This is a genomic window from Streptomyces sp. NPDC053426 (genome assembly GCF_055585405.1).
The window spans coordinates 26,993-49,360 of record NZ_JBVJKE010000008.1; the positions used below are offsets into that span (position 1 = coordinate 26,993).

Sequence of the window (22,368 nt, forward strand, 5' to 3'; positions counted from 1 at the left end):
CCCCCGTCAGGTCGGCGGAATCCGGCCTCACGGCACTACGCTCCGGAGCGTCAACCACCATGTCCTTCGCACCTTCCGAGACGAACGGGAAATGAATTCGGGAATGTGCTCCACATCATTGGCGCCCGGAATGCGCGGTGGAAGTGGAGAGGGGGCGACGGCTTACATACGTCACGGTTCTCGTGACACCGTGCGCCCTTTTCCGGGAAATCCGGGAGGCGCACGCTCCACGGCAAAGTCTCGGAATGGTCAATTCCGTTTGGGTCGGCCGACGGACTGGCCGAAAAACATCTGGCAGCCGCGGTGATCGTTGTACTCTCCGCCAATGACGACTGATCCCCCCACCACCGGCCCGATCCCGTCCGCCACGGACGCCGAGTGCCTGGAACTCACCCGGAAACTGCGGCGCCGAGGAACCCTCGTGCTCTCCGTCTTCGGCCTGCTGTGGGCCTTCGCCGGGGCCTCCGGAACCGGTTCCGCGACGGACGTCGTGCCGGTGTCCATAGAGGTGGCGGCCCTCGTGGTCACCGCGGCGGCCATCTACCTGGGGCACCGCAAGGACGCCGCGCCCTCGCCCCGAATGGTGAGCCTCCCGGAGAACTGGGCGCGCGGGGTGGGTGTCGTCAACGGCATCGAGGTGCTGGCCATCTTCGCCGTCATCGCCGGCTCCAACGCCTCCGGCCGCCCCGAGCTCATCCCGGTCGGCATCGCCCTCGTCGTGGGGCTGCACTTCTTCCCCCTCGCGCGCCTGTACGACCAGTGGCAGTACCGGTGGACGGCCGGGCTGATGACCGCCGTGGCGGTCGTCGGCGCGGTGCTGGTCGTGGCCGGCCTGTCGGACGAGAGCGTGCTGGTCGCGGTGGGCCTGGCCTGCGCGGCGGTGCTCTGGGCCTCCGCCTACCACCTGGCCGTGCGGGGCTGACGGCCGCCCGGCGGTACGGGGCCGGCGGGCCGTCGGGAACCTGTCGGGCCGACGGGCCGCAGAATCGACCGGGGCCGGCGGACCGCCCCGGAAACGAACGCAAGGATGTGCCGACCGGCCAGGGGGCCGGCGGCGCATCCTTGTGCGTTCACACGGTCGTGCTCAGGCGCTCACGCGCGTTCAGCAGGCCGAGCAGGTGCTGGACGAGGAGGACGAGGTGCCGATCGAGCCGCTGGAGGCGCCCATCTCCGGCAGCGCCACGCCGTCGGCGACCTCGAGGGTCTCCAGCTCGTCGGCGTCGAAGCCCTCGAACGCGTTGTCGGCGTCGTTCTTGATGTCCTTGGCGGTCATGTCGTGGTCCTTCCGGGATCCGTGGGTGGAGTGGTTCAGCAGGCCGAGCAGGTGCTGGAGGACGAGGAGGAGGTGCCGATCGAGCCGCTGGAGGCGCCCATCTCCGGCAGCGCCACGCCGTCGGCGACCTCGAGGGTCTCCAGCTCGTCGGCGTCGAAGCCCTCGAACGCGTTGTCGGCGTCGTTCTTGATGTCCTTGGCGGTCATGTCGCGGTCCTTTCATCGATTCGGGATTTCCCTGAACGGAATTCCCGGGGATTCATGCTCGGGATGATTCCCGGGCGCCTTCCGGAAGGTTTTTCCTTTTCCGTCCGGCTGTGACATCAATATTGCTCGGCCGTCCGCCCGTGCGCCACCCCCTGCGGACGTCGGCTGACATTTATCACGGCCCGGATGACGTTTTCCCGGTGCCCGGCTTTTCGTCGAGGGCGACCGGAAGCGCCCATTCGGGGCTGTTCACCATGTGCCATTCCTCGCCCGGCTCGGCGGGCATCGCGGACCCGGGCGCCGGCGTGCCCAGCAGGAAGTCGCCGACCGAGGACTCCCGCAGGTAGTCCAGGCCCAGCACGCGGGCGGACAGATCGGCGTCGCCGTTGCCCAGCCCGCAGGGCGCCAGGCCCATCGCCGTCGCCACCAGGTACATGGTCTGGTAGAGCACACCGGTGTGCCGCAGCGTCGTCGCGTACGCCATCGCCCGGTACTTCCACGCCATGCGCTGGAACCGCGAGGTCACCGTGAGGAGCACATCGGGGCGCACGTCGAACCCGACGGAGCGCGACGCCACGCCCAGCAGCGCCCTCCGGTCGTCCTCCACCTCGCTGACGAGGACCAGGCGGTGCGCGTACGAGTCGTAGTGGTAGACACCCGGTGCGAGGCTCTCGCAGCGCAGCACCGTGACGTACAGCTCCAGCTCGTGGAGCGAGCCCCCGGCCGGATAGGGCCGCGAGACCACCTCGTCCTCCCCGGGACCGGGCGTGTGGTGGACGCGCACCCGCTGCACCCGGTACAGGAACTCGCCCAGCTCGCGCGCCGTCAACGCCCTCTCCCCGAAGACGCGGTGGGAGCGGCGGCCCTCGACGGCGGCGGTCAGGGACGGGTCACGGGCGTCGATGTCCGCGCGCCGGGGACGGTACAGCTCCGTCACGGGGCCGTCCGGCGCCGGCTTCACGGCGGGCAGCGGGTCGATCTGGCCCCGGTACGGGTAGGCCGCGCCGAAGGTCTCGTCGAAGCGGCCGGACCGCACGCGCGAGTGGAACAGCAGGTCGTGGAAGTCCCACTGGCGCAGCACCGGCTCGGTGTCGGACGCGAAGGTGCCGTCCGGCGCGGCGAGTTCGACGAAGCCGGTGCCGACGAGATGGGCCAGGACCGTGAGCGTCTCCGCCTCGCTCAGCCCGGTGCCCTCACCGGCCCGGACCGCAGGACCCGGCTGCCCCAGCGCGGCGGCGAGCTCACGGGCGGCCCGGTCGGCGAGCACGGCCCGGAACTTCACCAGCGGTGACTCCAGTACGAGCACGCCCCCGCGCGTACGGCAGAGGGCGAACCGGGACAGACGCACCCGCGCGCCGGCGGGCACGGCCGCCGTACGGTGCTCGGCGTCCCGGGCCGTCGGCTCCAGCCGCACCAACTCCCGCCGCGGCGGCGGCCCGTCGTGCGTGAGCACGCTGTACGCCAGCAGGTGGCCGGCCCGCGCCAGCGCGGCGTCGGCCCGCTCCCGCGCGGCGCCGTCGAACCCCTCGTACAGCTCCTCGTACGGCACCGGGCCCCCGGCCAGCCGGCGCAGTACGGTGCGCAGGCCACCGCGCACCGGGCGCAGCACGAGTGAGCTCTCGGGGCCGCGCAGCACCGCCGTGTCCGCGGTGTCGTCGAACGTGATCCGCACGTCCGTACGCAGCGCGCGGGCCGCGAACTCGGGTGGTTTCTCCGTGGACACGGGAATCATCAGGGCCTCCGTCAGAGGGATTCACTGGAAGAACTCGACGAAATCCACTCTGACGCCCGCTACACCCTCTCCGCCCCGGCCGGCCGCACCGCATGACAGTCACCATTCCTGTTCGTGACCGAGGTCATGGAATGCGTGACACATGACAGGGACGGACCGTCTCCGCTCGGACAATCGACGCCCGAAGCGCATCCTCGGAACAGGAATTCAACGACCACCGCCCCAACGACAGAAGGACATTCTCGTGCTCACTCGTCGACATGCGATACGTCTCGGTATGACCACCGGCGCCGTCGGGGCGGTCGGCGCGGCGGGCGGGCTGTTCAAGACGCTCACCGCGGGCGGGCCGGCCACCGTCCCCGTCGCCGCGACGGCGGCCCCGGCGGCCGAGCCGTTCGCGGTGCCGCTGACCGTGCCGCCGGTGCTGGCCCCGTACCGCAGAACCAGACACGCCGACTACTACCGGATCACCATGCGCCGCGCGAGCGCCGAGATCCTGCCCGGCACCCGCACCGACGTCCTGACGTACAACGGCTCCTTCACCGGCCCCACCATCCGCGCCCGCACCGGCCGCAGGACGGTGGTCCGGCACGTCAACGCGCTGGACATGCCGACGTCCGTGCACCTGCACGGCGGCAACAACCCGGTGGAGCACGACGGCGGCATGATGGACACGATCGCGCCGGGACGCAGGCGCACCTACGTGTACGAGAACCGGCAGCCCGGCGCCACCCTGTGGATGCACGACCACGCCCACCACATGGAGTCCGAGCACGTCTACCGGGGGCTCTCCGGGCTGTACCTGCTGCGCGACCCCGACGAGGACCGGCTCGGGCTGCCCTCCGGGAAGTACGACATTCCCCTGGTCCTGCGGGACGCGGACTTCGACGACAGCGCCGCCATGGTCTACACGATGGACGACGCGCAGAACCGCACGACCATCCTGGTCAACGGCCGGCCCTGGCCGTACCTCGAGGTCGAGGCCCGCAAGTACCGCTTCCGGCTGGTCAACTCGTGCAACCTGCGCATCTTCGTCCTGGCCCTGTCGGACGGCTCCGCCACCCAGCACCCCGTGCAGCAGATCGGCACCGACGGCGGGCTGCTCGCCGCCCCCGCCGAGACCCCGGTGCTCGTCCTGTCGCCCGGCGAACGCATCGACTTCGTCGTCGACTTCTCCAAGTACGCGCCCGGAACGCGGCTCACCCTCGCCAACATGCTGGGCCCCGGCCCCACCGAACTCGTCGGCCAGGTCATGCGGTTCGACATCGGCGAGCGGACCCCCGACCGCAGCCGGGTCCCGGACACCCTCGCCACGCTGCCGCCCCTGCCGAAGCCCACCGTCGAGCGCACCTTCGAACTGAACATGGACGAGCCGGGCACCGGAGGCCACCGGGCGTACATCAACGGCAGGACCTTCGACCCGGACCGCATCGACACCCACGTCGAGTGGGGCAGCACCGAGGTGTGGACGGTCACCAACAAGAGCGTCACCGTTCCGCACAATTTCCATACGCACCTGGTGCAGTTCAGGATTCTCGAACGCGACGGGCAGCCGCCGTATCCGGCCGAGACCGGATGGAAGGACACCGTGCTGCTCTTTCCCGGACAGACGGCGAAACTCCAGCTCACCTTCGATTCGCACCGCGGCGTCTATCCGTATCACTGCCACATGATCGACCACAGCGCCATGGGAATGATGGCGCAGATGAAGATCGCCTGACTTCCCCGGCTAATTGTCGACCAATTCCCGACGAGTTCCCGACGAACCCCCACGACTTCCCGACGAACGGAGAGGAGGACCATGACCACCACCGGAACCCTCGCACGCCCCTACGTCCGCCGGCTGCTCGCCGCGCTGGAACGCGACCCCACCCGGGTCGTCGTGCACCGGCCCGACGCGGCCGTGACGGCGGGGGAGCTGCGCGCGTCCCTCGTGGGCAGCGCCGCCCTGCTGCGCTCCCTGCGGGTCGGACCCGGCACCACGGTGGCGATCCTGACCGGCCCCAACCACCCGCTGATGCTCAGCGCCCGCTACGCCGTGCACCTGCTCGGCGCGACCTCGGTGTACGTCCGCTCGATGAACCCGCGCACGGACACCGAGACCTTCTCCCTCGCCACCCAGACCGAACTGCTGCGGGACCTCGCGGTGCCGCTGCTGCTGGTGGACGAGGAGGACGAGGAGAGCGCGGCCCGCGGCAGATGGCTGGCCCGCCGCCGGCCCGGACTCACCGTGCGGGCGATCCCGCGCACGGCGGACGGGCCCGGCACCGCGCCGCCGGCCGAGCCGCCCCGGCCCGACGACCTGGCCGTCGTCGACTTCACCAGCGGCAGCACCGGCCGGCCGAAGATGGTCGCGCAGCGTTACGGCACCCGCGAACACCTCGTCGGACGCCTCGCCGACGGCCTCGACCCACGGGGCCCGGCCACGCTGCTCTCCGTCACCCCGGTCAGCCACACGACCGCGCCGATGGCCGACGCCGTGCTGTGCGGAGGCGGCACGGTGGTGCTCCACGACGAGTTCGACGCCGACGCCACCCTGGCGGCCATCGCCGAACACCGGGTCACCGACGCCTACCTGGCCGTACCGCACCTGTACCGGCTGCTCGACCACCCGCTGGTCACGTCGTACGACCTGTCGTCGCTGCGCCGCATCACCTACAGCGGCACACCGGCCGCCCCCGAACGGGTCCGCGACGCGGTACGGCTCTTCGGCGACGTACTGATCCAGGTGTACGGCACCACGGAGGCCGGCGGCATCAGCAGCCTCACCCCGCTGGACCACCGGGAGCCCGAACTGCTCGGCTCGGTCGGCCGGCCCTTCCCCTGGGTACGGGTGGAGATCCGCGCACCCGGCACCGGCACCCCGCTGGGGCGCGGACAGAGCGGCGAGATCTGGATCGACTCGCCGACGGTGTCCGCAGGCTACCTGGACGACGCGGAGCTGACCGCCGGCACGTACCGCGACGGCTGGCTGCGCACCGGCGACCTCGGACACTGGGACCCGTACGGCTATCTGCGGCTGGACGGCCGGGTGGGCGACGTCATCAAGCACGGCGGCCTCAAGCTCGACCCGGCCGCCATCGAGGCGGCGCTGCTCCAACACCCCCAGGTGCGCCAGGCCGCGGTGTTCGGCGTGCGGGACGAGGACCTCGTGGAGCAGGTGCACGCCGCCGTCGAACTGCACTCGGGCGCCGGACACACCTCCTGCGACCTGCGGGGCTACGTCGCGGCGACGCTCACCCCGGAGCACGCCCCGGTCAGCGTCTCCGTCTGGCCCGAACTGCCGCTCACCCCGTCCGGCAAACCCGACCGGACGCGGCTGCGCGGCGCGACCGCACCGGTGCGCGTGGCACCCCCGCCCGCCGCCGAGACGCGCGGCACCGGCCCACCCGACCCCGGCGCCGAGGTGGACGGCCCGCCCGGACACCACGCCCGCCGGCGCACCGATCCGCGCAACAGAAAGGGCACTCCATGACCGGATTCGGGCATTTCGCCAGGTCACTGCGGCTGCGACGGCTCTACCGCCACAGCACGGCCGGCCTGATGATCACCCCTCTCGACCACTCGATCAGCGACGGGCCCGTGGTGCCCCGCGGCACGACCCTCGACCAGCTCGCCGGACAGCTCGCCGCCGGCGGCGCGGACGCGGTCGTCGTGCACAAGGGCAGCGTCCGCCACATCAGCCCGGAGCGGTTCGCCGCGATGTCGCTGATCATCCATCTCAACGCGTCCACCAGCCAGGCGCACGACCCCGACGCCAAGTACGTGGTGACCGAGGTCGAGGAGGCGCTCCGGCTCGGCGCGGACGCGGTGAGCGTCCACGTCAACGTCGGTTCGGACGACGAGCGGCAGCAGATCGGCGACCTCGGACGGATCGCCGACGCCTGCGACCGGTGGAACCTGCCGCTGCTCGCCATGGTGTACCCGCGCGGCCCGCGGGTCACCGACCCGCGCGACCCGCAACTGGTGGCGCACGCCGTCACCGTCGCCTCCGACCTGGGCGCGGACCTGGTCAAGACCGTCTTCCTCGGCTCGACCGCGGAGATGCTCGACCTGACCGCCGCCTGTCCGGTGCCGGTGCTGGTCGCGGGCGGTCCCGCGATGCCCACCGAGGAGGACGTCCTCGCCTATGTCCGCGACGCCCTGGCCGGCGGCGCGGGCGGGGTGGCGATGGGCCGCAACATCTTCCAGGCCGCCGATCCCCGGCGGCTCGCCGCCAAGGTGGCCCGGCTGATCCACCACTTCCCGGAGCAGCACTTCGGCGCGGTCGCCTTCCCCACCGGGGCCGGCGTCCACCGGGACGAACGGCTGACCCCCGACCACCTGGACGACCCGGCGCCCCTGGCGGCGTCCGGTGCCTTCCCCGAGAACACCCACCACCTCTCCGACCTTTCGCATCCGACAGGAGGTCCGCACCATGACGGACGCAAAACTGTGCTGGCTTGACATCCGAGGCGCCGGCAACGCCACCGAAGCCGTCCTCGAAGAGGCCCTGCACCAGCGCATCGACGGCATCGTCGCCGCCGACCCGGCCGCCTTCGCCGGCCTGCCGCCCACCGTCCGCAAGGTCCTGCTCTTCGAGGACGGCCTCGACGCCGTCCCCGCCGACCTCGGCGCCGCCGACCTGGTGGTCGTGCCGGGTCCCCGGGAGGAGCGGGCCGCGCTCCAGGAGGCCCACCCGGACGTCGAGTTCGGGCGGTACGTGGAGATCGTCGACGCCGACACGCTCGAGGACGCCTGCCTCGCGGCACGGCTGGAGCCGTGGAGCGTCCTCGACTTCCGCGACCCCACCAAGATCCCGCTCGAGATCGTGATCGCGGCGGCCACCGGCGCCCCCGGCTCCATCATCACCACCGCCTCCAACACCGAGGAGGCCGAGATCGTCTACGGCGTCCTCGAACTCGGCTCCGACGGCGTGCTGATGCGGGCCAACACGGTCGGTGACGCCACCGCGCTGCGCACCGCCGCCAGCGCCCGCGGCGGCGAGATCGACCTGGTGGAGCTGACCGTCACCCACACCACCCACATCGGCATGGGCGAGCGGGCCTGCGTCGACACCACGACCCACTTCCGCAAGGACGAGGGCATCCTGGTCGGTTCGCACTCCAAGGGCATGGTGCTGTGCGTCAGCGAGACCCACCCGCTGCCGTACATGCCGACCCGCCCGTTCCGGGTCAACGCCGGCGCCCTGCACTCGTACACCGTCTCGCAGGGCGGCCGCACCCACTACCTGAGCGAACTCCACGCCGGCAGCAAGGTGCTGGCCGTCGACACCAAGGGCCGCACCCGTCCGGTCAGCGTCGGCCGGGTCAAGATAGAGACCCGCCCGCTCATCTCCATCGACGCGGTGGCCCCGAGCGGACAGACCGTCAACCTGATCCTCCAGGACGACTGGCACGTACGGGTCCTCGGCCCGGACGCCGCGGTCCTCAACTCCACCGAACTCAAGCCGGGCGACACGATCCTCGGTCACCTGCCGACCGCCGACCGCCACGTCGGCTACCCGATCGACGAGTTCTGCCTGGAGAAGTGAGTCCCGTACGAAGTCCCGTACGACCTCGTACACCCGTCGCGCCCGTGCCCGTACGAGCGTGACGAGCAGGCGCACCATCCCGCCCCGCCCCGGCACCCACCGTGCCGGGGCAGGCGCGCGTCCGCTCACAACAGCCCGTGTTCCCCGGCGATGCGCGCCGCGTCGAACCGGTTGCGTCCCCCGAGCTTCTTGATGGCCGCCGACGTCAGATTGCGTACGGTGCCCGCCGCCAGGTACAGCTCTCCCGCGATCTCCTTCACGGTCGCCCCGCCGGCCGTCAGCCGCAGCACGTCCACCTCCCGCACGCTCAGCGTCGTCTCCCCGACCGCCACCGGCCGCAGCAGCGACGGATCGACGGTCAGACAGCCGCCCGCCACCCCCATCAGCGTCGTCACCAGCTGGGGCAGCCGGGCGTTCTTCGGTACGACACCGAGCGCGCCGGCCGCCACGGCCCGGTCCACCACCGACGGCGTGGCCGCCCCCACCATCAGCGCGACCCCGCACCTGGGATGGTGACTGCGTACGTCGGTGGCGGTGCGCAGCGCCTTGCCGGCCATCGTGGACTCGCCGAGCAGCAGGACGGTGGGCCGGTGCCGCTCCACCGCCGGCAGCACGGCGTCGCACGACGTGGCCAGCCCCACCACCTCCAGTCCGTCGACGCCGTTGAGCGTCTCGGCGAAGGCCTCCAGGACGAGTTGGTGATCACCTGCGACGACTACCCGTATCGACATGCTGAACCCCCGTGCGGACGAACGGTGAAGAAGACTCGTGGAAACCAGGCCCCAGGGCCTGCGTGCCGTGTGCGGCGGACCCTCGACCATCGCGGGCCGCCCATCACTGCGGACTGTCAATGACTCTCGTGCGAGCGGGCGAACCGTTCGATCAGCCGGTCCGCGACCGACTGCGCCGCCCGCTCGTGACCGGCGCCGTCGTGCCCCGTGTCGATCTCGATGTGCTCGGCCCCGGCCGGCAGGGCCGCCGCGACGACGGCCGAGACGGCGCGGAAGTCCCGGGCCAGGTCCCCGCTGCCGGGACCCGACGGGATCACCACGACGCACGCGGCCACCGGGCCGAGGTCGCCGGCGATCTGACCGGGCAGGGCACGCAGCGTCTCCGGCCGTGTGACGTCCACCTGGTAGGGCAGCGCGACCAGTCCGATACCGGCCAGTTCCTTGCAGAGGAAGGCCGCGTTGGTGGCCGCGTCGTCGTCGCGTCCCGGATGCCCCGCGCCGACCACCGCCACCGCCGCGCCCGCCGCGCTCAGCCGGGTGGCCACACTGCGGCCGGCGCCGGTGGTCGCGTCGATGACGAGCACGACACAGCCGTTCAACGGAGGGACGACAAACGCGACTGTGTGCGACACCGGAACTCCTGAGCAGGTAGCGTGGCGAGAACGTGAAGGATCTACGGGGGATGCTTCGCCGGGCGTGCGGTGCCTCCCCCGTGCCGCGCCGCAGACGTCCGACCCGGTGTGGTGCCCGGTCCGGACATGTGGTTCAAGGGGGAAACACCACGTGGAAGACGTATCTCCACTCGACCAGCGAACGCTTGCCGTCTACCGCGCGATCCTGTTCCACAAGGAACACGATCCGGCCAGACTCGCCGACCTCCTCGGCATCGCCGCCGACGAGGTGCAGGAGGCACTCGCCCAGCTGTCCGAGCTGTCCCTCCTCGCCCCGTCCCGGGACTCGCCCGGAGCGCTGCGCGCGGTGAACCCGTCGCTGGGCCTGAAGGTCCTGCTCCAGCGGGAACAGGACGAACTGGCCTACCGGCAGCAGCGCATCGAGCAGAACCGGGCGGCGCTGGCCGCGCTCGCCGCCGAGTACACGGCGTCGAGCCGGTCCGGTCCCGACGGCACCGAGGAGCTCGACGACGTCGACGACATCCGCATCCGCCTGGAGGCCCTGGCCGAGGGGTGCCGGCACGAGGCCCTGGCGTTCCACCCCGTGGGCGGACTCACCGCGGAGTCGATCGAGGCGGCCCGCCCGCTGAACGAACGGGCGCTCGCCCGCGGGGTCCGGTTCCGTTCGATCTACCTCGACAGCATCACCAACGACCGGGTGACCAGGGAACACGCCCAGTGGATGGCCGACCACGACAGCGAGATCCGTACGTCCCCGACCCTGCCGATGCGCCTGCTGATCGTCGACACCACCACCGCGGTGGTGGCGGGACTGCCCGGTCAGACGGGCCCCTCGGCGCTGCTCTTCAACAGCCCGCCCGTGGTGCTCGCCATGCGGGCGCTGTTCGAGGCGTACTGGGAGCACGCGACCCCGTTCCATCAGGAGTCCTCCGTCAAGGACGACGCCCACGGGCTCACCCCGCAGGAGCGCAAACTGCTCCAGCTCCTGGCCACCGGCCTCACCGACGAGGCGGTGGCGCGGACGCTCGGGATCGGGGTGCGCACGGAGCGGCGGATCATGGCCGAGCTGATGGACCGGCTCGGCGCCTCCAGCAGGTTCGAGGCGGGCGTGCAGGCGGCTCGCCGGCAGTGGGTCTGAGGCGCGGCGCCCGGCGCCCGGCCCGGCAGGGCGGTCACGGCCGGACCGGCGGCGCGGGCCACGTGAAGTCGTCCGGGCGGGGCGCGGGCGGCGCGGGCCAGGTGAAGTCGTCCGGGCGGGGCGCGGGCGGCGCGGGCCACGTGAAGTCGTCGGGCTGGTTGGCCTGCGGGGCGGGCCACACGAATTCCTGAGCGGTGGCCGCCGACTCCCGCCCGGCCGCGTCGGCGGCCTGGGCGGGCACCGCCCAGGCGACGGTCGCCAGGACGGCGGTGGCGAGGACGGCGGCCGCGGTACAACGGTCGGTACGGATCATGCTGGTCTCCATTCCATGCGTAAGTCAGTGCCGTTGCGACGATGCGCATGGAGCCAGTGGTGCCTTCAGCTCCCCCGGGCCGGTCCGCGTTCCCCGCGCTTTCCGGCCGCTGCTAAGAGAGAACCATCACGCCACCCCCGCTGTCCGCATCCGGCCAGGCCAGGAAGCTGCCTGGCAGGGAGTTGCCCACGCGGCGGAGGCGGTCCGCGGCACCGCCTACCCTTAGGGGCATGAGCAGCATCGACCGGAGCCAGTCAGTGGGCGGCACACGCACCTATGAAGTACGCACCTACGGGTGCCAGATGAACGTCCACGACTCCGAGCGGTTGTCCGGGCTGCTGGAGGACGCGGGCTACGTCCGCGCCCCCGAGGGCTCCGACGGCGACGCCGACGTCGTCGTCTTCAACACCTGCGCCGTCCGGGAGAACGCCGACAACAAGCTGTACGGCAACCTGGGCCACCTCGCCCCGAAGAAGGCGAGCCGCCCCGGCATGCAGATCGCGGTCGGCGGCTGCCTCGCCCAGAAGGACCGCGACACCATCGTGAAGCGCGCGCCCTGGGTCGACGTCGTCTTCGGCACGCACAACATCGGCAAGCTGCCGGTCCTCCTGGAGCGCGCCCGCGTCCAGGAGGAGGCGCAGGTCGAGATCGCCGAGTCGCTGGAGGCGTTCCCCTCCACGCTGCCGACCCGTCGCGAGAGCGCGTACGCGGCCTGGGTGTCCATCTCCGTCGGCTGCAACAACACCTGCACCTTCTGCATCGTCCCGGCGCTGCGCGGCAAGGAGAAGGACCGCCGCCCCGGCGACATCCTCGCCGAGATCGAGGCCCTGGTCGCCGAGGGCGTCTCCGAGATCACCCTGCTCGGCCAGAACGTCAACGCCTACGGCTCCGACATCGGCGACCGCGAGGCGTTCAGCAAGCTGCTGCGGGCCTGCGGGAAGATCGACGGCCTGGAGCGCGTCCGCTTCACCTCGCCGCACCCGCGCGACTTCACCGACGACGTCATCGCCGCCATGGCCGAGACGCCGAACGTCATGCCGCAGCTCCACATGCCGCTCCAGTCCGGCTCCGACCCGGTGCTGAAGGCGATGCGCCGCTCCTACCGGCAGGAGCGCTACCTCGGGATCATCGAGAAGGTCCGCGCCGCCATCCCGCACGCGGCGATCAGCACCGACATCATCGTGGGCTTCCCCGGCGAGACCGAGGAGGACTTCGAGCAGACCCTCCACGTCGTCCGCGAGGCCCGCTTCGCGCAGGCGTTCACCTTCCAGTACTCCAAGCGTCCCGGCACCCCGGCCGCCGAGATGGACGGCCAGATCCCCAAGAAGGTCGTCCAGGAGCGCTACGAGCGTCTCGTCGCCCTCCAGGAGGAGATCTCCTGGGAGGAGAACAAGAAGCAGGTCGGCCGCACCCTGGAGCTGATGGTCGCCGAGGGCGAGGGCCGCAAGGACGGCACCACCCACCGCCTCTCCGGCCGCGCCCCCGACAGCCGCCTGGTGCACTTCACCAAGCCGGAGCAGGAGGTGCGCCCCGGCGACGTGGTCACCGTCGAGATCACCTACGCCGCCCCGCACCACCTCCTCGCCGAGGGCGCGGTGCTCGACGTGCGCCGCACCCGCGCGGGGGACGCCTGGGAGAAGCGGAACACCGAGAAGGCGGCACGGCCCGCGGGCGTGCTGCTCGGCCTGCCCAAGGTGGGCGTGCCCGAGCCGCTGCCGGCGGTCACCGGGGGCTGCGCCGTCGACTGACCGGACCGTGACGGGGGGACGCACGGCCCGTCGGGCCGTCGTGGAGGAGCCGCCGCGCGGCACACTCCGGCCGGTCGCGCGTCGCGAAGGCACGCCGCAGGCCGTACGGGACGGTGCGTGCGCGCACTGGTTCTCCGCAGGGCCGATGCGACGGCGTCGCGAGGTGTACCGCGTGGAGGACGACGCGTACCACGTGGAGACCGCGGGCGGGCCGGGCGTCCGCCGCCTGCGGCACCGCCTCGCGGAGCGCGTCCGGAGCGCGGACGACCCGTGAGGCGGGGGTGCCGTTCCGGGCCGCCGCAGTAGGCTGTCGATCATGCTTGTCGCCGCCGCAGTCTGCCCGTGTCCGCCGCTGCTCGTGCCGGAGGTCGCCGCAGGGGCCGCCCCCGAGCTGGACACCGCGCGGGCCGCGTGCACGGACGCGCTGGGCGTGCTCGCCGCCGCCCGGCCGGATCTGCTCGTGGTCGTCGGACCGGGAGACGGTGCCGGGCCCGAGGTCTACCCGGAGGGCGCCCCCGGATCCTTCCGGGGCTTCGGCGTCGGCCTGGACGTACGGCTGGGACGGGGCGAGGGCACACCCGGGCGGGAACTCCCGTACGGGCTGGCCGTGGGCGCCTGGCTGCTGGACCGCACCGGATGGGCGGACGCCCCCGTGGAGGGACTGGCCGTGGGGGAGTCCCTCACGGCCGGGCGGTGCGCCGAGGCGGGGGAGGCCCTCGCCGGCCGGGCGGAACGGGTCGCGCTGCTGGTGATGGGCGACGCCAGCGCCTGCCGCACACTCAAGGCACCCGGCTACCTCGACGAACGCGCGGCCCCCTTCGACACGGAACTCGCACGCGCGCTGGGCACGGCCGACACCGCGGCCCTGCGAGCGCTGGACACCGCACTGGCCCACGAACTGAAGGTATCCGGCCGGGCCCCCTGGCAGGTACTCGCCGGCGCGGCAACCGGAAACCCGACCCTGAAGGGCACGCTGCTCCACGAGGACGCCCCCTATGGGGTCGGCTACCTCGTGGCCACCTGGGCGTAGGCGGGCTGCCGCCGGGAGAACGCGGCGGACGGCCGGGGGGCTCGGACCTGGAAGGCACGCTGCTCCACGAGGACGCCCCCTATGGGTCGGCTACCTCGTGGCCACCTGGGCGTGGGCGGGTTGCCGCCGGGAGAACGCGGCGGACGGCCGGGAGCCCTTGGTGTGCTCCGCGGCCGCCCGCCGGTGTGCCGCTCAGGAAGTGGGCGGCGGCCCGGCCGGCGGCGTGGTCGTGCCGCCCGCGCCCGAGCCGGGGTCGTTCTTGTGCGCGAGTCGGTCCACGGCGCCCTTGGCCTTGCCCGTGCCCGTCTGGATCCGGTCGCTGTACTTGCCCTTGGTCCGCTTGTCGACGGTCCGCGCGGCCTTGTCCAGGCCGTGCTGGATCTTGTCCTCGTGCTGGTGCGCGAGGTCGGAGACCTTGTTCTTGGCCGGGCCGAGTCTGGCCTTCAGATTGTCCAGGAGACCCATGATGCACCTTTCCTCGCGGCCGTCTACGTGCGGGCGCCCTCACCGGTCTCGCTGCCGGCCGCCTCGGCGGACTGCTGCTTGGGGATCTCGACGGTGTCGGTGCCGGTGACCTCGCCGGTCTCCTTCTCCGCCGGCCCGGTGGTCTCCGGCACCTCGGCCGACCCCTTCGGCTCCGCGGCCCCGGCCGCGCTCTCCGTGCCGGCCCCGGCCGCCGCTTCGCCGGCCCGGACCTCGGCGGTCCGTGTCTCCTCCGCGGCCTTCGTCTTCCGGAAAATCCGTGCAAAAACGCCCATATTCACTCCATACGTTACTCGTGCGGGCGAAATCCCGCGTCGCCCGGTGCGTCCGTTCGCGTGACCCGGGCCGCCGCCCCCGTGATCCGGCGGCAAGAACCTCGCAACGGGCAACGACCCGGTGACCGTCGCGTCACGTAACCCGTTCGAGGGCCGGACGGGAGGTTTGCGAGACTGGATCAGTGAGCAGCGCACCCCTCGCCCCCCGCGTCATCGCCGTCGTCGGCCCCACCGCGGCCGGAAAGTCCGATCTGGGCGTATTCCTGGCCCAGCGACTCGGCGGCGAAGTCGTCAACGCCGACTCCATGCAGCTCTACCGGGGGATGGACATCGGCACCGCCAAACTGACGCCCGAGGAGCGCGGCGGCGTCCCGCACCACCTGCTCGACATCTGGGACGTCACCGTCACCGCGTCCGTCGCCGAGTACCAGCGGCTGGCCCGGGAGCGGATCGACGCGCTGCTCGCCGAGGGGCGCTGGCCCGTCCTCGTCGGCGGTTCCGGCCTCTACGTCCGCGGCGCCGTCGACAACCTGGAGTTCCCCGGCACCGACCCCGAGGTCAGGGCACGCCTGGAGGAGGAGCTCACGCTGCGCGGCCCGGGGGCGCTGCACGCGCGCCTCGCCGTGGCGGACCCGGAGGCCGCGCGGGCGATCCTGCCGAGCAACGGCCGCCGTATCGTCCGCGCGCTCGAGGTCATCGAGATCACCGGAAGGCCCTTCACGGCCAACCTCCCCGGCCACGACTCGGTCTACGACACCCTCCAGATCGGCGTCGACGTGGCCCGCCCCGAGCTGGACGAGCGGATCGCCCGCCGGGTGGACCGGATGTGGGAGGCCGGCCTCGTGGAGGAAGTGCGCGCATTGGAGGCGCAAGGGTTGCGCCAGGGGCGTACGGCGTCGCGCGCGCTCGGCTACCAGCAGGTGCTCGCGGCGCTCGCCGGGGAGTGCACCCTCGAAGAGGCGCGGTCCGAGACCGTCCGTGCCACCAAGCGCTTCGCGCGCCGTCAGGATTCATGGTTCAGGCGCGATCCCCGGGTGCACTGGTTGAGTGGGGCCGCGGCGGACCTGAGGGAACTTCCGCAGCTCGCGTTGTCGTTGGTCGAACGACCGGTTACAGCCTGATCACGTCCTGGCATCGGGACGCCCAGGCCGTCATCCGGGCCTGTGACACCGTGCCATCATCGAGCTTCGATCGACCAGTGGAGTCCTAGTTGGGAGGGCGCGTGGCGATGGAGGCCGGCCCTCGCGACACCGCACACGGCACCGAACACCTCACCACCGAGCGGGGTGTCCCGGAGCAGGAGACGACCGACCGCCTCAGTCCGGACGGACCGGACGAGACGCAGGGCGGCGTGACCGACGACGGCCCCGAGCCGGACGAGATGTTCGCGGGCGGTGACGAGGTCGAGGTCGAGCTGCGCCCGCAGCGCCGGCTGCGCATCTGGCAGCTCGCGCCGATCGTCGGGCTGGCCGCGGTCGGCTCCCTGATGTTCGCCTTCCCGCTCGCCTTCGACTTCGGCGACAGCGGCGCCGTGATCGCCATGCTGGGGCTGCTGATCTGCTCCTGCGCGGCCGGCTGGGGCATGATGGCCGCCCGCAGGGTGGGCTCCACCTGGCCGGGCCTGCCGGCCCGCGGCTCCGGCCGCAGACCCGACTGGCGGGTGGTGGCCGCATACGCGGTGATGGTCGCAGCGGTGGTGGCCCTGGCGGTATGGCGAGTAGCCCGCCTCCGCTGACCAGCGCCCCTGGGGGTGCGGGGATGTACCGATGTGCGGCTCCGCCGCGTGGGCGCGACCAGCCCCCCACCGGGCCCGCACGGAACCACAGCCTCGCGGCGCCGCCGGCAGCGCGTTCTCGTAGGATCGAGACATGCTCGCCTTCCTCAAGGGCCACGGCACGGAGAACGACTTCGTGATCGTCCCGGACCCCGAGAACGCCATCGACCTCTCCCCGGCCGCCGTCGCCGCCCTGTGCGACCGCCGCGCGGGCATCGGCGGCGACGGACTGCTGCACGTGGTGCGGTCCGCGGCCCACCCCGAGGCACGGGCCATGGCCGCCGAGGCCGAGTGGTTCATGGACTACCGCAACGGCGACGGCTCGATCGCGGAGATGTGCGGCAACGGAGTGCGGGTGTTCGCGCGCTACCTCCAGCGCGCCGGACACGTGTCCGCGGGAGACACCGCGATCGCCACGCGCGGAGGGGTGAAGACCGTCCACATCGCCAAAGACGGTGACATCACCGTCGGCATGGGCCGGGCGCTGCTCCCCGAGGGCGACGTCACCGTGAGCGTCGGCGGGCGCAGCTGGCCCGCGCGGAACGTGAACATGGGCAACCCGCACGCCGTGGCCTTCGTGGACGACCTCGCCCACGCGGGCGACCTGTACACCCCGCCCCCGTTCAGCCCGGCCGCCGCCTACCCGGACGGCGTGAACGTGGAGTTCGTCGTCGACCGCGGCCCGCGGCACGTGGCGCTGCGGGTGCACGAGCGCGGGTCCGGGGAGACCCGCTCCTGCGGCACGGGCGCGTGCGCGGTCGCCGTGGCCACCGCCCGCCGCGACGGCGCCGACCCGAAGGTCACCGGCACCCCCGTGACGTACACCGTCGATGTGCCCGGCGGCACCCTCGTGATCACCGAACGGCCCGACGGCGAGATCGAGATGACCGGTCCGGCGGTGATCGTCGCCGAGGGCGTGATCGAGCCCGAGTGGCTGGAGAACGCCCAGCGCTGAGCGGAGCGCCGGCTCGGTATCGCAGCTTCCGGCCTGCCGGACGGAAAGATCCGCAGGGCCGGAAGATCGCTCGCCTTCAAGATCATGGAGGGTCCCCGGTCCGATGGCGTGAAAAGGACCTCCGGTCGACCTTCCCTCGATGGGGTGATCCGTTTCACGCTCGGCCGGAGGCGGGCGGCCCGAGGGGGTCCGGCTCGGTAGCATCAAGCACCGGCCCGGACGGGGGGCGAACGCCGTCTCCCGAGCCCGAGTCCGCCCTGGGGCACGCCGTCCGCCGGTCCACGCAGCCGGAGGTGCCCATGAACGCGGAGGCCGTGAACCCTGCGACCCCAGGCCCTGTGACATCTGGTCACGTCACGCCCACGGGGTCGCGCAGGAAGTCCCGCCCCCGGCTCGACCTGCGCCGGCTGGGCCGTGCCGCGCTGCTCGGCCCCGCCGCCCGCGACCGGCTCCCCGACGCCATCGGACACGTGGTGGACGCCCACCGCGCCCACCATCCCGACGCCGACCTCGAACCCCTGCGCCGCGCCTACCTGTTGGCCGAGTCCTCCCATCGCGGCCAGATGCGCAAGAGCGGCGAGCCGTACATCACGCACCCGCTCGCGGTGACCCTGATCCTCGCCGAACTCGGCGCCGAGACGACGACGTTGACCGCCTCCCTGCTCCACGACACCGTCGAGGACACGGAGGTGACGCTGGATCAGGTGGGCGAGCAGTTCGGCGAGGAGGTCCGCTACCTCGTCGACGGCGTCACCAAACTGGAGAAGGTCGACTACGGAGCCGCCGCCGAGCCCGAGACCTTCCGCAAGATGCTCGTCGCCACCGGCAACGACGTCCGCGTGATGTCGATCAAACTCGCCGACCGGCTGCACAACATGCGCACCCTCGGCGTGATGCGCCCCGAGAAACAGGAACGCATCGCCAAGGTGACACGTGACGTCCTGATCCCGCTCGCCGAACGGCTCGGCGTCCAGGCGCTCAAGACGGAACTGGAGGACCTGGTCTTCGCGATCCTCCACCCCGAGGAGTACGAGCACACGCGCGAGTTGGTCGTCCGCAACGCCGCCCGCGCGGACGACCCGCTCGCCGAAGTCGCCGACGACGTGCGCAAGGTGCTCCGCGAGGCCGACATCACCGCCGAAGTCCTCATCCGCCCGCGCCACTTCGTCTCCGTGCACCGGGTGTCCCGCAGACGCGGGGCACTGCGCGGCGCCGACTTCGGCCGTCTGCTGGTGCTGGTGAACGAGGACGCCGACTGCTACGGCGTCCTGGGCGAGCTGCACACCTGTATGACGCCCGTGGTCTCGGAGTTCAAGGACTTCATCGCCGTACCGAAGTTCAACCTGTACCAGTCGCTGCACACCGCCGTGGCCGGTACGGACGGACAGGTCGTCGAGGTCCTCATCCGCACCCACCAGATGCACAAGGTCGCCGAGGCCGGGGTCGTCGCCCTCGGCAATCCCTACGCCGCACCGTCGGAGGAGCAGTCCGCGAGCGACGGCGAACGCGTCGACCCCACCCGGCCCGGCTGGCTCTCCCGGCTGCTCGACTGGCAGCGGGCCGCGCCCGACCCCGACACCTTCTGGTCCACCCTGCGCGAGGACCTCGCCCAGGACCGCGAGATCACCGTGTTCCGCCCCGACGGGGGCACACTGGGCCTGCCCGAGGGGGCGACCTGCGTGGACGCCGCCTACGCGCAGTACGGCGAGGACGCCCACGCGTGCATCGGGGCCCGGGTCAACGGCCGGCTGGCGACACTGAGCACCGTCCTCAAGGACGGCGACACCGTCCAGTTGCTGATGGGCCAGGACGTGGCCTCCGAGCCCTCCAGGGAGTGGCTGGAGCACGCCCACACCCCCGCCGCGCGGATCGCCATCCAGCGGTGGCTGACCGCCCACCCCGCACAGGACGAGGCGTCCGGGGCCGTACCGGAGGAGACCGCCCGGCCCCTCACCGGCGACCCCGCCCCGTCACCGGCTCCGGACGCCCCGGCCCCCGGTCGTCCCACGGCCGCCCAGGTCCTGGCCGACCGGGCCGGCGCGACCGTACGGCTCGCCGGCTGCTGTACGCCCGTACCGCCCGACGAGGTGACCGGCTTCGCCGTGCGCGGGGGAGCGGTCACCGTGCACCGGGTGGAGTGCGCCGGGGTGGCGCGCATGAAGAGCGCGGGGCGCGCGGAGGTCGGCGTGCGCTGGGGGGAGGGCGCCGAGTGCCGGGTCACGCTGGTCGCGGAGTCCTTCGTCCGGCCGCATCTGCTCGCGGACCTCACCGAGGCCATGGCCCTCGAGGGCGCCGAGATCGTCTCCGCGACCGTCGAACCCCCGGACCGCCAGCAGGTGCGGCACACCTACACCGTGCAACTGCCGGACGCCGCCCACCTGCCCGTCCTCATGCGCGCGATGCGCAACGTGGCCGGTGTGTACGACGTGAGCCGGGCCCAGCGGCAGGCGCCGGGCGTCTGACCGAGGCACGGAGCGTCCGAGCGGCGGTGTGATTACCCGATCGGGTGGGCCGAAAGCGCGCCGTCACCACAGCACACGCGCACGCTGATAGCCGTGGTGAATGCTCACCCCCCACGCTCCTGTCCCACACGGCCGCCCACCCGTCGACCACGCCCCCCGGCCCGAGACACCCCACAGCCGCCCGCCCCGGACCCGGACGACGCCCAGCCACGCCCCGCACGGCCAGCCACCCCCGGCCCACGGCCCCCGGCCCGAGGCCCCCGACGGCCACGTGCCCCCTGACCGGACCACATCCAGCCAGACCCCGCACGGCCAGTCACCGCCCGACCACGGCCCCCGGTCCCAGGTGCCTGACGGCCACGTGCCCCAGGGCCGGACGGCGCACAGCCACCGCCCCCAGGCCCAAGCACCCCACAGCCAGGCAGCCCGAGGCCGGGACGCCCGTGCCGGGGGCGGTCACGCGCGGCGGCGTCGGGCGGTCGCCGCGTCGCTCGCCTCCGCCGTCTCCGTCTGTCTGGTCGCCGCGAGTGCCCCCGCCGTCCCGCTCGGCATCGGTGACCGGCTCTTCCCGTACCTGGGCAACCCCGGCTACGACGTGCTGTCGTACGACATCGCCCTCGACTACCCGGGCCGCAACGACCGGCCGCTCGAAGCCGTCACCACGATCGACGCCCGTCTCACCGCCGGCCTGGACCGGATCAACCTCGACTTCGCCCACGGCACGGTCCACTCCGTCGAGGTCGACGGGGCTCCGGCCGGCTTCACCAGTGCCGGAGAGGACCTGGTGATCACACCCGAGGGCCATCTGGACGAGGGCGAGCGGGCCCGGATCACCGTCCGGCACACCAGCGACCCCGTGGCCGCCGAGGACCGCGAGGGCGGCTGGGTGCGCACCGCGGACGGCCTCGCCATGGCCAACCAGGCCGACGCCGCCCACCTGGTGTTCCCGTGCAACGACCACCCCTCGGACAAGGCGGTGTTCACCTTCAGGGTCACCGCCCCCGACGGCCACACGGTCGTCGCGGGCGGTCTGCCGGCCGGCGTCGACCGCACGCGCGGGGACACCACCTGGACGTACCGGACCCGCCACCCCATGGCCACCGAACTCGCGCAGGTCTCCATCGGCCGTTCCACCGTCCTGCACCGCGCCGGCCCGCACGGACTGCCCCTGCGGGACGTCGTGCCCACCGCGCACCGCGCGAAGCTCGGACCATGGCTGGCGAAGACCCCCGCCCAGATCTCCTGGATGGAGGAGAGGGCCGGCCGCTACCCGTTCGAGACCTACGGTCTGCTCCTCGCCGACGCGTCCACCGGCTTCGCGCTGGAGACCCAGACCCTCTCCCTCTTCGAACGCGACCTGTTCACCGATCCGTCCCTCCCCGCCTGGTACGTCGAGTCGGTCATGGTGCACGAGCTGGCCCACCAGTGGTTCGGCAACAGCGTCAGCCCCCGCACCTGGTCCGACCTGTGGCTCAACGAGGGCCACGCCACCTGGTACGAGGCGCTGTACGCGCAGGAGCGGGGCGGCAGAACCCTCGAGGCCCGGATGAAGGCCGCCTACGAGGCGTCCGACGGCTGGCGCGCGGCCGGCGGACCGCCCGCCGCGCCCGAGCCCCCGGAGCCCGGCCGGAAGGCCGACATCTTCCGGCCGAGCGTCTACTCCGGCGCGGCCCTCGTGCTGTACGCCCTGCGCGAGGAGATCGGCCGCACCGCCTTCGAGCGCCTGGAGCGCGACTGGGTCACCCGTCACCGCGACGGCACCGCCTCCACCTCCGACTTCGTCCGGCTGGCGTCCCGCACCGCCGGACGCGACCTGACCGGCTTCCTGCGCCCCTGGCTGTACGGGGCCACGACCCCGCCGATGCCCGGCCACCCGGAATGGAAGTCCGAGGCCCGGTCCGCGGCACCCGCACGGCGGCCGGTCACGCCCGCGCATCGACCGGGCGCGGGCCGGGAATAACACGGTGACGAGACGAGCCGTACCGTGCGACCATCGTCAGGTCCGCACAGCACGGGACACGGGAATCTCCCGGGCCCCCCGGACGTTGTGGACAGTGACGGAGGGTCCCACGGACCGGCTCCG

At 72.5% G+C, this 22,368-nt stretch carries 21 protein-coding genes; 13 read left to right on the top strand and 8 right to left on the bottom strand.

All coding sequences use genetic code 11. From position 1 onward, the window contains the following. Positions 1-325 precede the first annotated feature (325 nt). Positions 326-922, top strand: coding sequence for a DUF7010 family protein (locus tag ACZ62B_RS17790; RefSeq protein ID WP_469691015.1), 597 nt, complete (start codon positions 326-328; stop codon positions 920-922). 180 nt (positions 923-1,102) lie between these two features. Here ACZ62B_RS17790 and ACZ62B_RS17795 read toward each other — a convergent pair whose 3' ends face one another. The 3 genes from ACZ62B_RS17795 to ACZ62B_RS17805 all read right to left on the bottom strand — a co-directional run bounded on the left by ACZ62B_RS17795 (position 1,103) and on the right by ACZ62B_RS17805 (position 3,211). Further along, on the bottom strand, positions 1,103-1,273 hold the full coding sequence (locus ACZ62B_RS17795; RefSeq protein ID WP_073930619.1) for a thiazolylpeptide-type bacteriocin: 171 nt from the start codon (positions 1,271-1,273) through the stop codon (positions 1,103-1,105). A 35-nt stretch (positions 1,274-1,308) separates the two neighbouring features. Further along, a complete protein-coding gene (locus tag ACZ62B_RS17800) occupies positions 1,309-1,479 on the bottom strand; it encodes a thiazolylpeptide-type bacteriocin (protein WP_073930619.1) in 171 nt (56 codons plus the stop codon). 175 nt (positions 1,480-1,654) lie between these two features. Continuing rightward, on the bottom strand, positions 1,655-3,211 hold the full coding sequence (locus tag ACZ62B_RS17805; protein ID WP_469691017.1) for a SagB/ThcOx family dehydrogenase: 1,557 nt from the start codon (positions 3,209-3,211) through the stop codon (positions 1,655-1,657). A 244-nt stretch (positions 3,212-3,455) separates the two neighbouring features. Here ACZ62B_RS17805 and ACZ62B_RS17810 point away from each other — a divergent pair, with 244 nt between their 5' ends. The 4 genes from ACZ62B_RS17810 to ACZ62B_RS17825 all read left to right on the top strand — a co-directional run bounded on the left by ACZ62B_RS17810 (position 3,456) and on the right by ACZ62B_RS17825 (position 8,744). Then, positions 3,456-4,931: a multicopper oxidase family protein gene (locus tag ACZ62B_RS17810; protein ID WP_382055208.1), complete on the top strand. Its 1,476-nt coding sequence runs from the start codon at positions 3,456-3,458 to the stop codon at positions 4,929-4,931. Positions 4,932-5,012: 81 nt separating this feature from the next. After that, positions 5,013-6,686, top strand: coding sequence for a class I adenylate-forming enzyme family protein (locus tag ACZ62B_RS17815; protein WP_468886762.1), 1,674 nt, complete (start codon positions 5,013-5,015; stop codon positions 6,684-6,686). After that, a complete protein-coding gene (locus ACZ62B_RS17820) occupies positions 6,683-7,657 on the top strand; it encodes a 2-amino-3,7-dideoxy-D-threo-hept-6-ulosonate synthase (protein WP_344567097.1) in 975 nt (324 codons plus the stop codon). Before ACZ62B_RS17815 ends, ACZ62B_RS17820 begins: the two co-directional genes overlap by 4 nt. Then, on the top strand, positions 7,629-8,744 hold the full coding sequence (locus tag ACZ62B_RS17825; protein WP_344567095.1) for a 3-dehydroquinate synthase II: 1,116 nt from the start codon (positions 7,629-7,631) through the stop codon (positions 8,742-8,744). The genes ACZ62B_RS17820 and ACZ62B_RS17825 overlap by 29 nt, the downstream gene beginning before the upstream one ends. A gap of 125 nt (positions 8,745-8,869) precedes the next feature. On the opposite strand, the gene ACZ62B_RS17830 is transcribed toward ACZ62B_RS17825, so the two are convergent. Both ACZ62B_RS17830 and ACZ62B_RS17835 read right to left on the bottom strand, forming a co-directional pair. Further along, positions 8,870-9,475: a response regulator transcription factor gene (locus ACZ62B_RS17830; protein WP_344567093.1), complete on the bottom strand. Its 606-nt coding sequence runs from the start codon at positions 9,473-9,475 to the stop codon at positions 8,870-8,872. A 116-nt stretch (positions 9,476-9,591) separates the two neighbouring features. Further along, positions 9,592-10,107: a hypothetical protein gene (locus tag ACZ62B_RS17835; RefSeq protein WP_344567091.1), complete on the bottom strand. Its 516-nt coding sequence runs from the start codon at positions 10,105-10,107 to the stop codon at positions 9,592-9,594. A gap of 151 nt (positions 10,108-10,258) precedes the next feature. Here ACZ62B_RS17835 and ACZ62B_RS17840 point away from each other — a divergent pair, with 151 nt between their 5' ends. Further along, positions 10,259-11,245, top strand: a complete 987-nt coding sequence (locus tag ACZ62B_RS17840) for a LuxR C-terminal-related transcriptional regulator (RefSeq protein ID WP_344567089.1) — start codon at positions 10,259-10,261, stop codon at positions 11,243-11,245. A 34-nt stretch (positions 11,246-11,279) separates the two neighbouring features. On the opposite strand, the gene ACZ62B_RS17845 is transcribed toward ACZ62B_RS17840, so the two are convergent. Continuing rightward, a complete protein-coding gene (locus ACZ62B_RS17845) occupies positions 11,280-11,558 on the bottom strand; it encodes a hypothetical protein (protein ID WP_469691026.1) in 279 nt (92 codons plus the stop codon). A 230-nt stretch (positions 11,559-11,788) separates the two neighbouring features. Here ACZ62B_RS17845 and miaB point away from each other — a divergent pair, with 230 nt between their 5' ends. Together miaB and ACZ62B_RS17855 are read left to right on the top strand one after the other, a co-directional pair. Continuing rightward, positions 11,789-13,306, top strand: a complete 1,518-nt coding sequence (gene miaB / locus ACZ62B_RS17850) for a tRNA (N6-isopentenyl adenosine(37)-C2)-methylthiotransferase MiaB (protein ID WP_344567085.1) — start codon at positions 11,789-11,791, stop codon at positions 13,304-13,306. Between the two features lie 316 nt (positions 13,307-13,622). Next, positions 13,623-14,336 carry a class III extradiol dioxygenase subunit B-like domain-containing protein gene (locus ACZ62B_RS17855; RefSeq protein WP_344567083.1) on the top strand — a complete coding sequence of 238 codons (714 nt, stop codon included), beginning with the start codon at positions 13,623-13,625 and terminating at the stop codon, positions 14,334-14,336. A 192-nt stretch (positions 14,337-14,528) separates the two neighbouring features. Here the strand turns inward: ACZ62B_RS17855 and ACZ62B_RS17860 are convergent, their stop codons facing one another. Both ACZ62B_RS17860 and ACZ62B_RS17865 read right to left on the bottom strand, forming a co-directional pair. Further along, a complete protein-coding gene (locus ACZ62B_RS17860) occupies positions 14,529-14,801 on the bottom strand; it encodes an antitoxin (protein WP_468723069.1) in 273 nt (90 codons plus the stop codon). Positions 14,802-14,824: 23 nt separating this feature from the next. Beyond that, entirely contained in the window at positions 14,825-15,094 is a 270-nt protein-coding gene (locus tag ACZ62B_RS17865) for a hypothetical protein (RefSeq protein WP_469691032.1), read from the bottom strand. A 182-nt stretch (positions 15,095-15,276) separates the two neighbouring features. Between ACZ62B_RS17865 and miaA the strand changes: the two genes are divergently transcribed. The 5 genes from miaA (at position 15,277) to ACZ62B_RS17890 (ending at position 22,245) form a co-directional block, all read left to right on the top strand. Beyond that, positions 15,277-16,215 (top strand): tRNA (adenosine(37)-N6)-dimethylallyltransferase MiaA, encoded by a 939-nt coding sequence (gene miaA / locus ACZ62B_RS17870; protein ID WP_344567077.1) that lies wholly within the window; start codon positions 15,277-15,279, stop codon positions 16,213-16,215. 107 nt (positions 16,216-16,322) lie between these two features. Further along, on the top strand, positions 16,323-16,829 hold the full coding sequence (locus ACZ62B_RS17875; RefSeq protein ID WP_344567199.1) for a hypothetical protein: 507 nt from the start codon (positions 16,323-16,325) through the stop codon (positions 16,827-16,829). Positions 16,830-16,962: 133 nt separating this feature from the next. Beyond that, positions 16,963-17,823, top strand: coding sequence for a diaminopimelate epimerase (gene dapF / locus ACZ62B_RS17880; protein ID WP_468723072.1), 861 nt, complete (start codon positions 16,963-16,965; stop codon positions 17,821-17,823). 299 nt (positions 17,824-18,122) lie between these two features. Continuing rightward, entirely contained in the window at positions 18,123-20,285 is a 2,163-nt protein-coding gene (locus ACZ62B_RS17885; protein WP_344567073.1) for a RelA/SpoT family protein, read from the top strand. A 361-nt stretch (positions 20,286-20,646) separates the two neighbouring features. Continuing rightward, a complete protein-coding gene (locus ACZ62B_RS17890) occupies positions 20,647-22,245 on the top strand; it encodes a M1 family metallopeptidase (RefSeq protein ID WP_469691036.1) in 1,599 nt (532 codons plus the stop codon). Positions 22,246-22,368 lie beyond the last annotated feature (123 nt).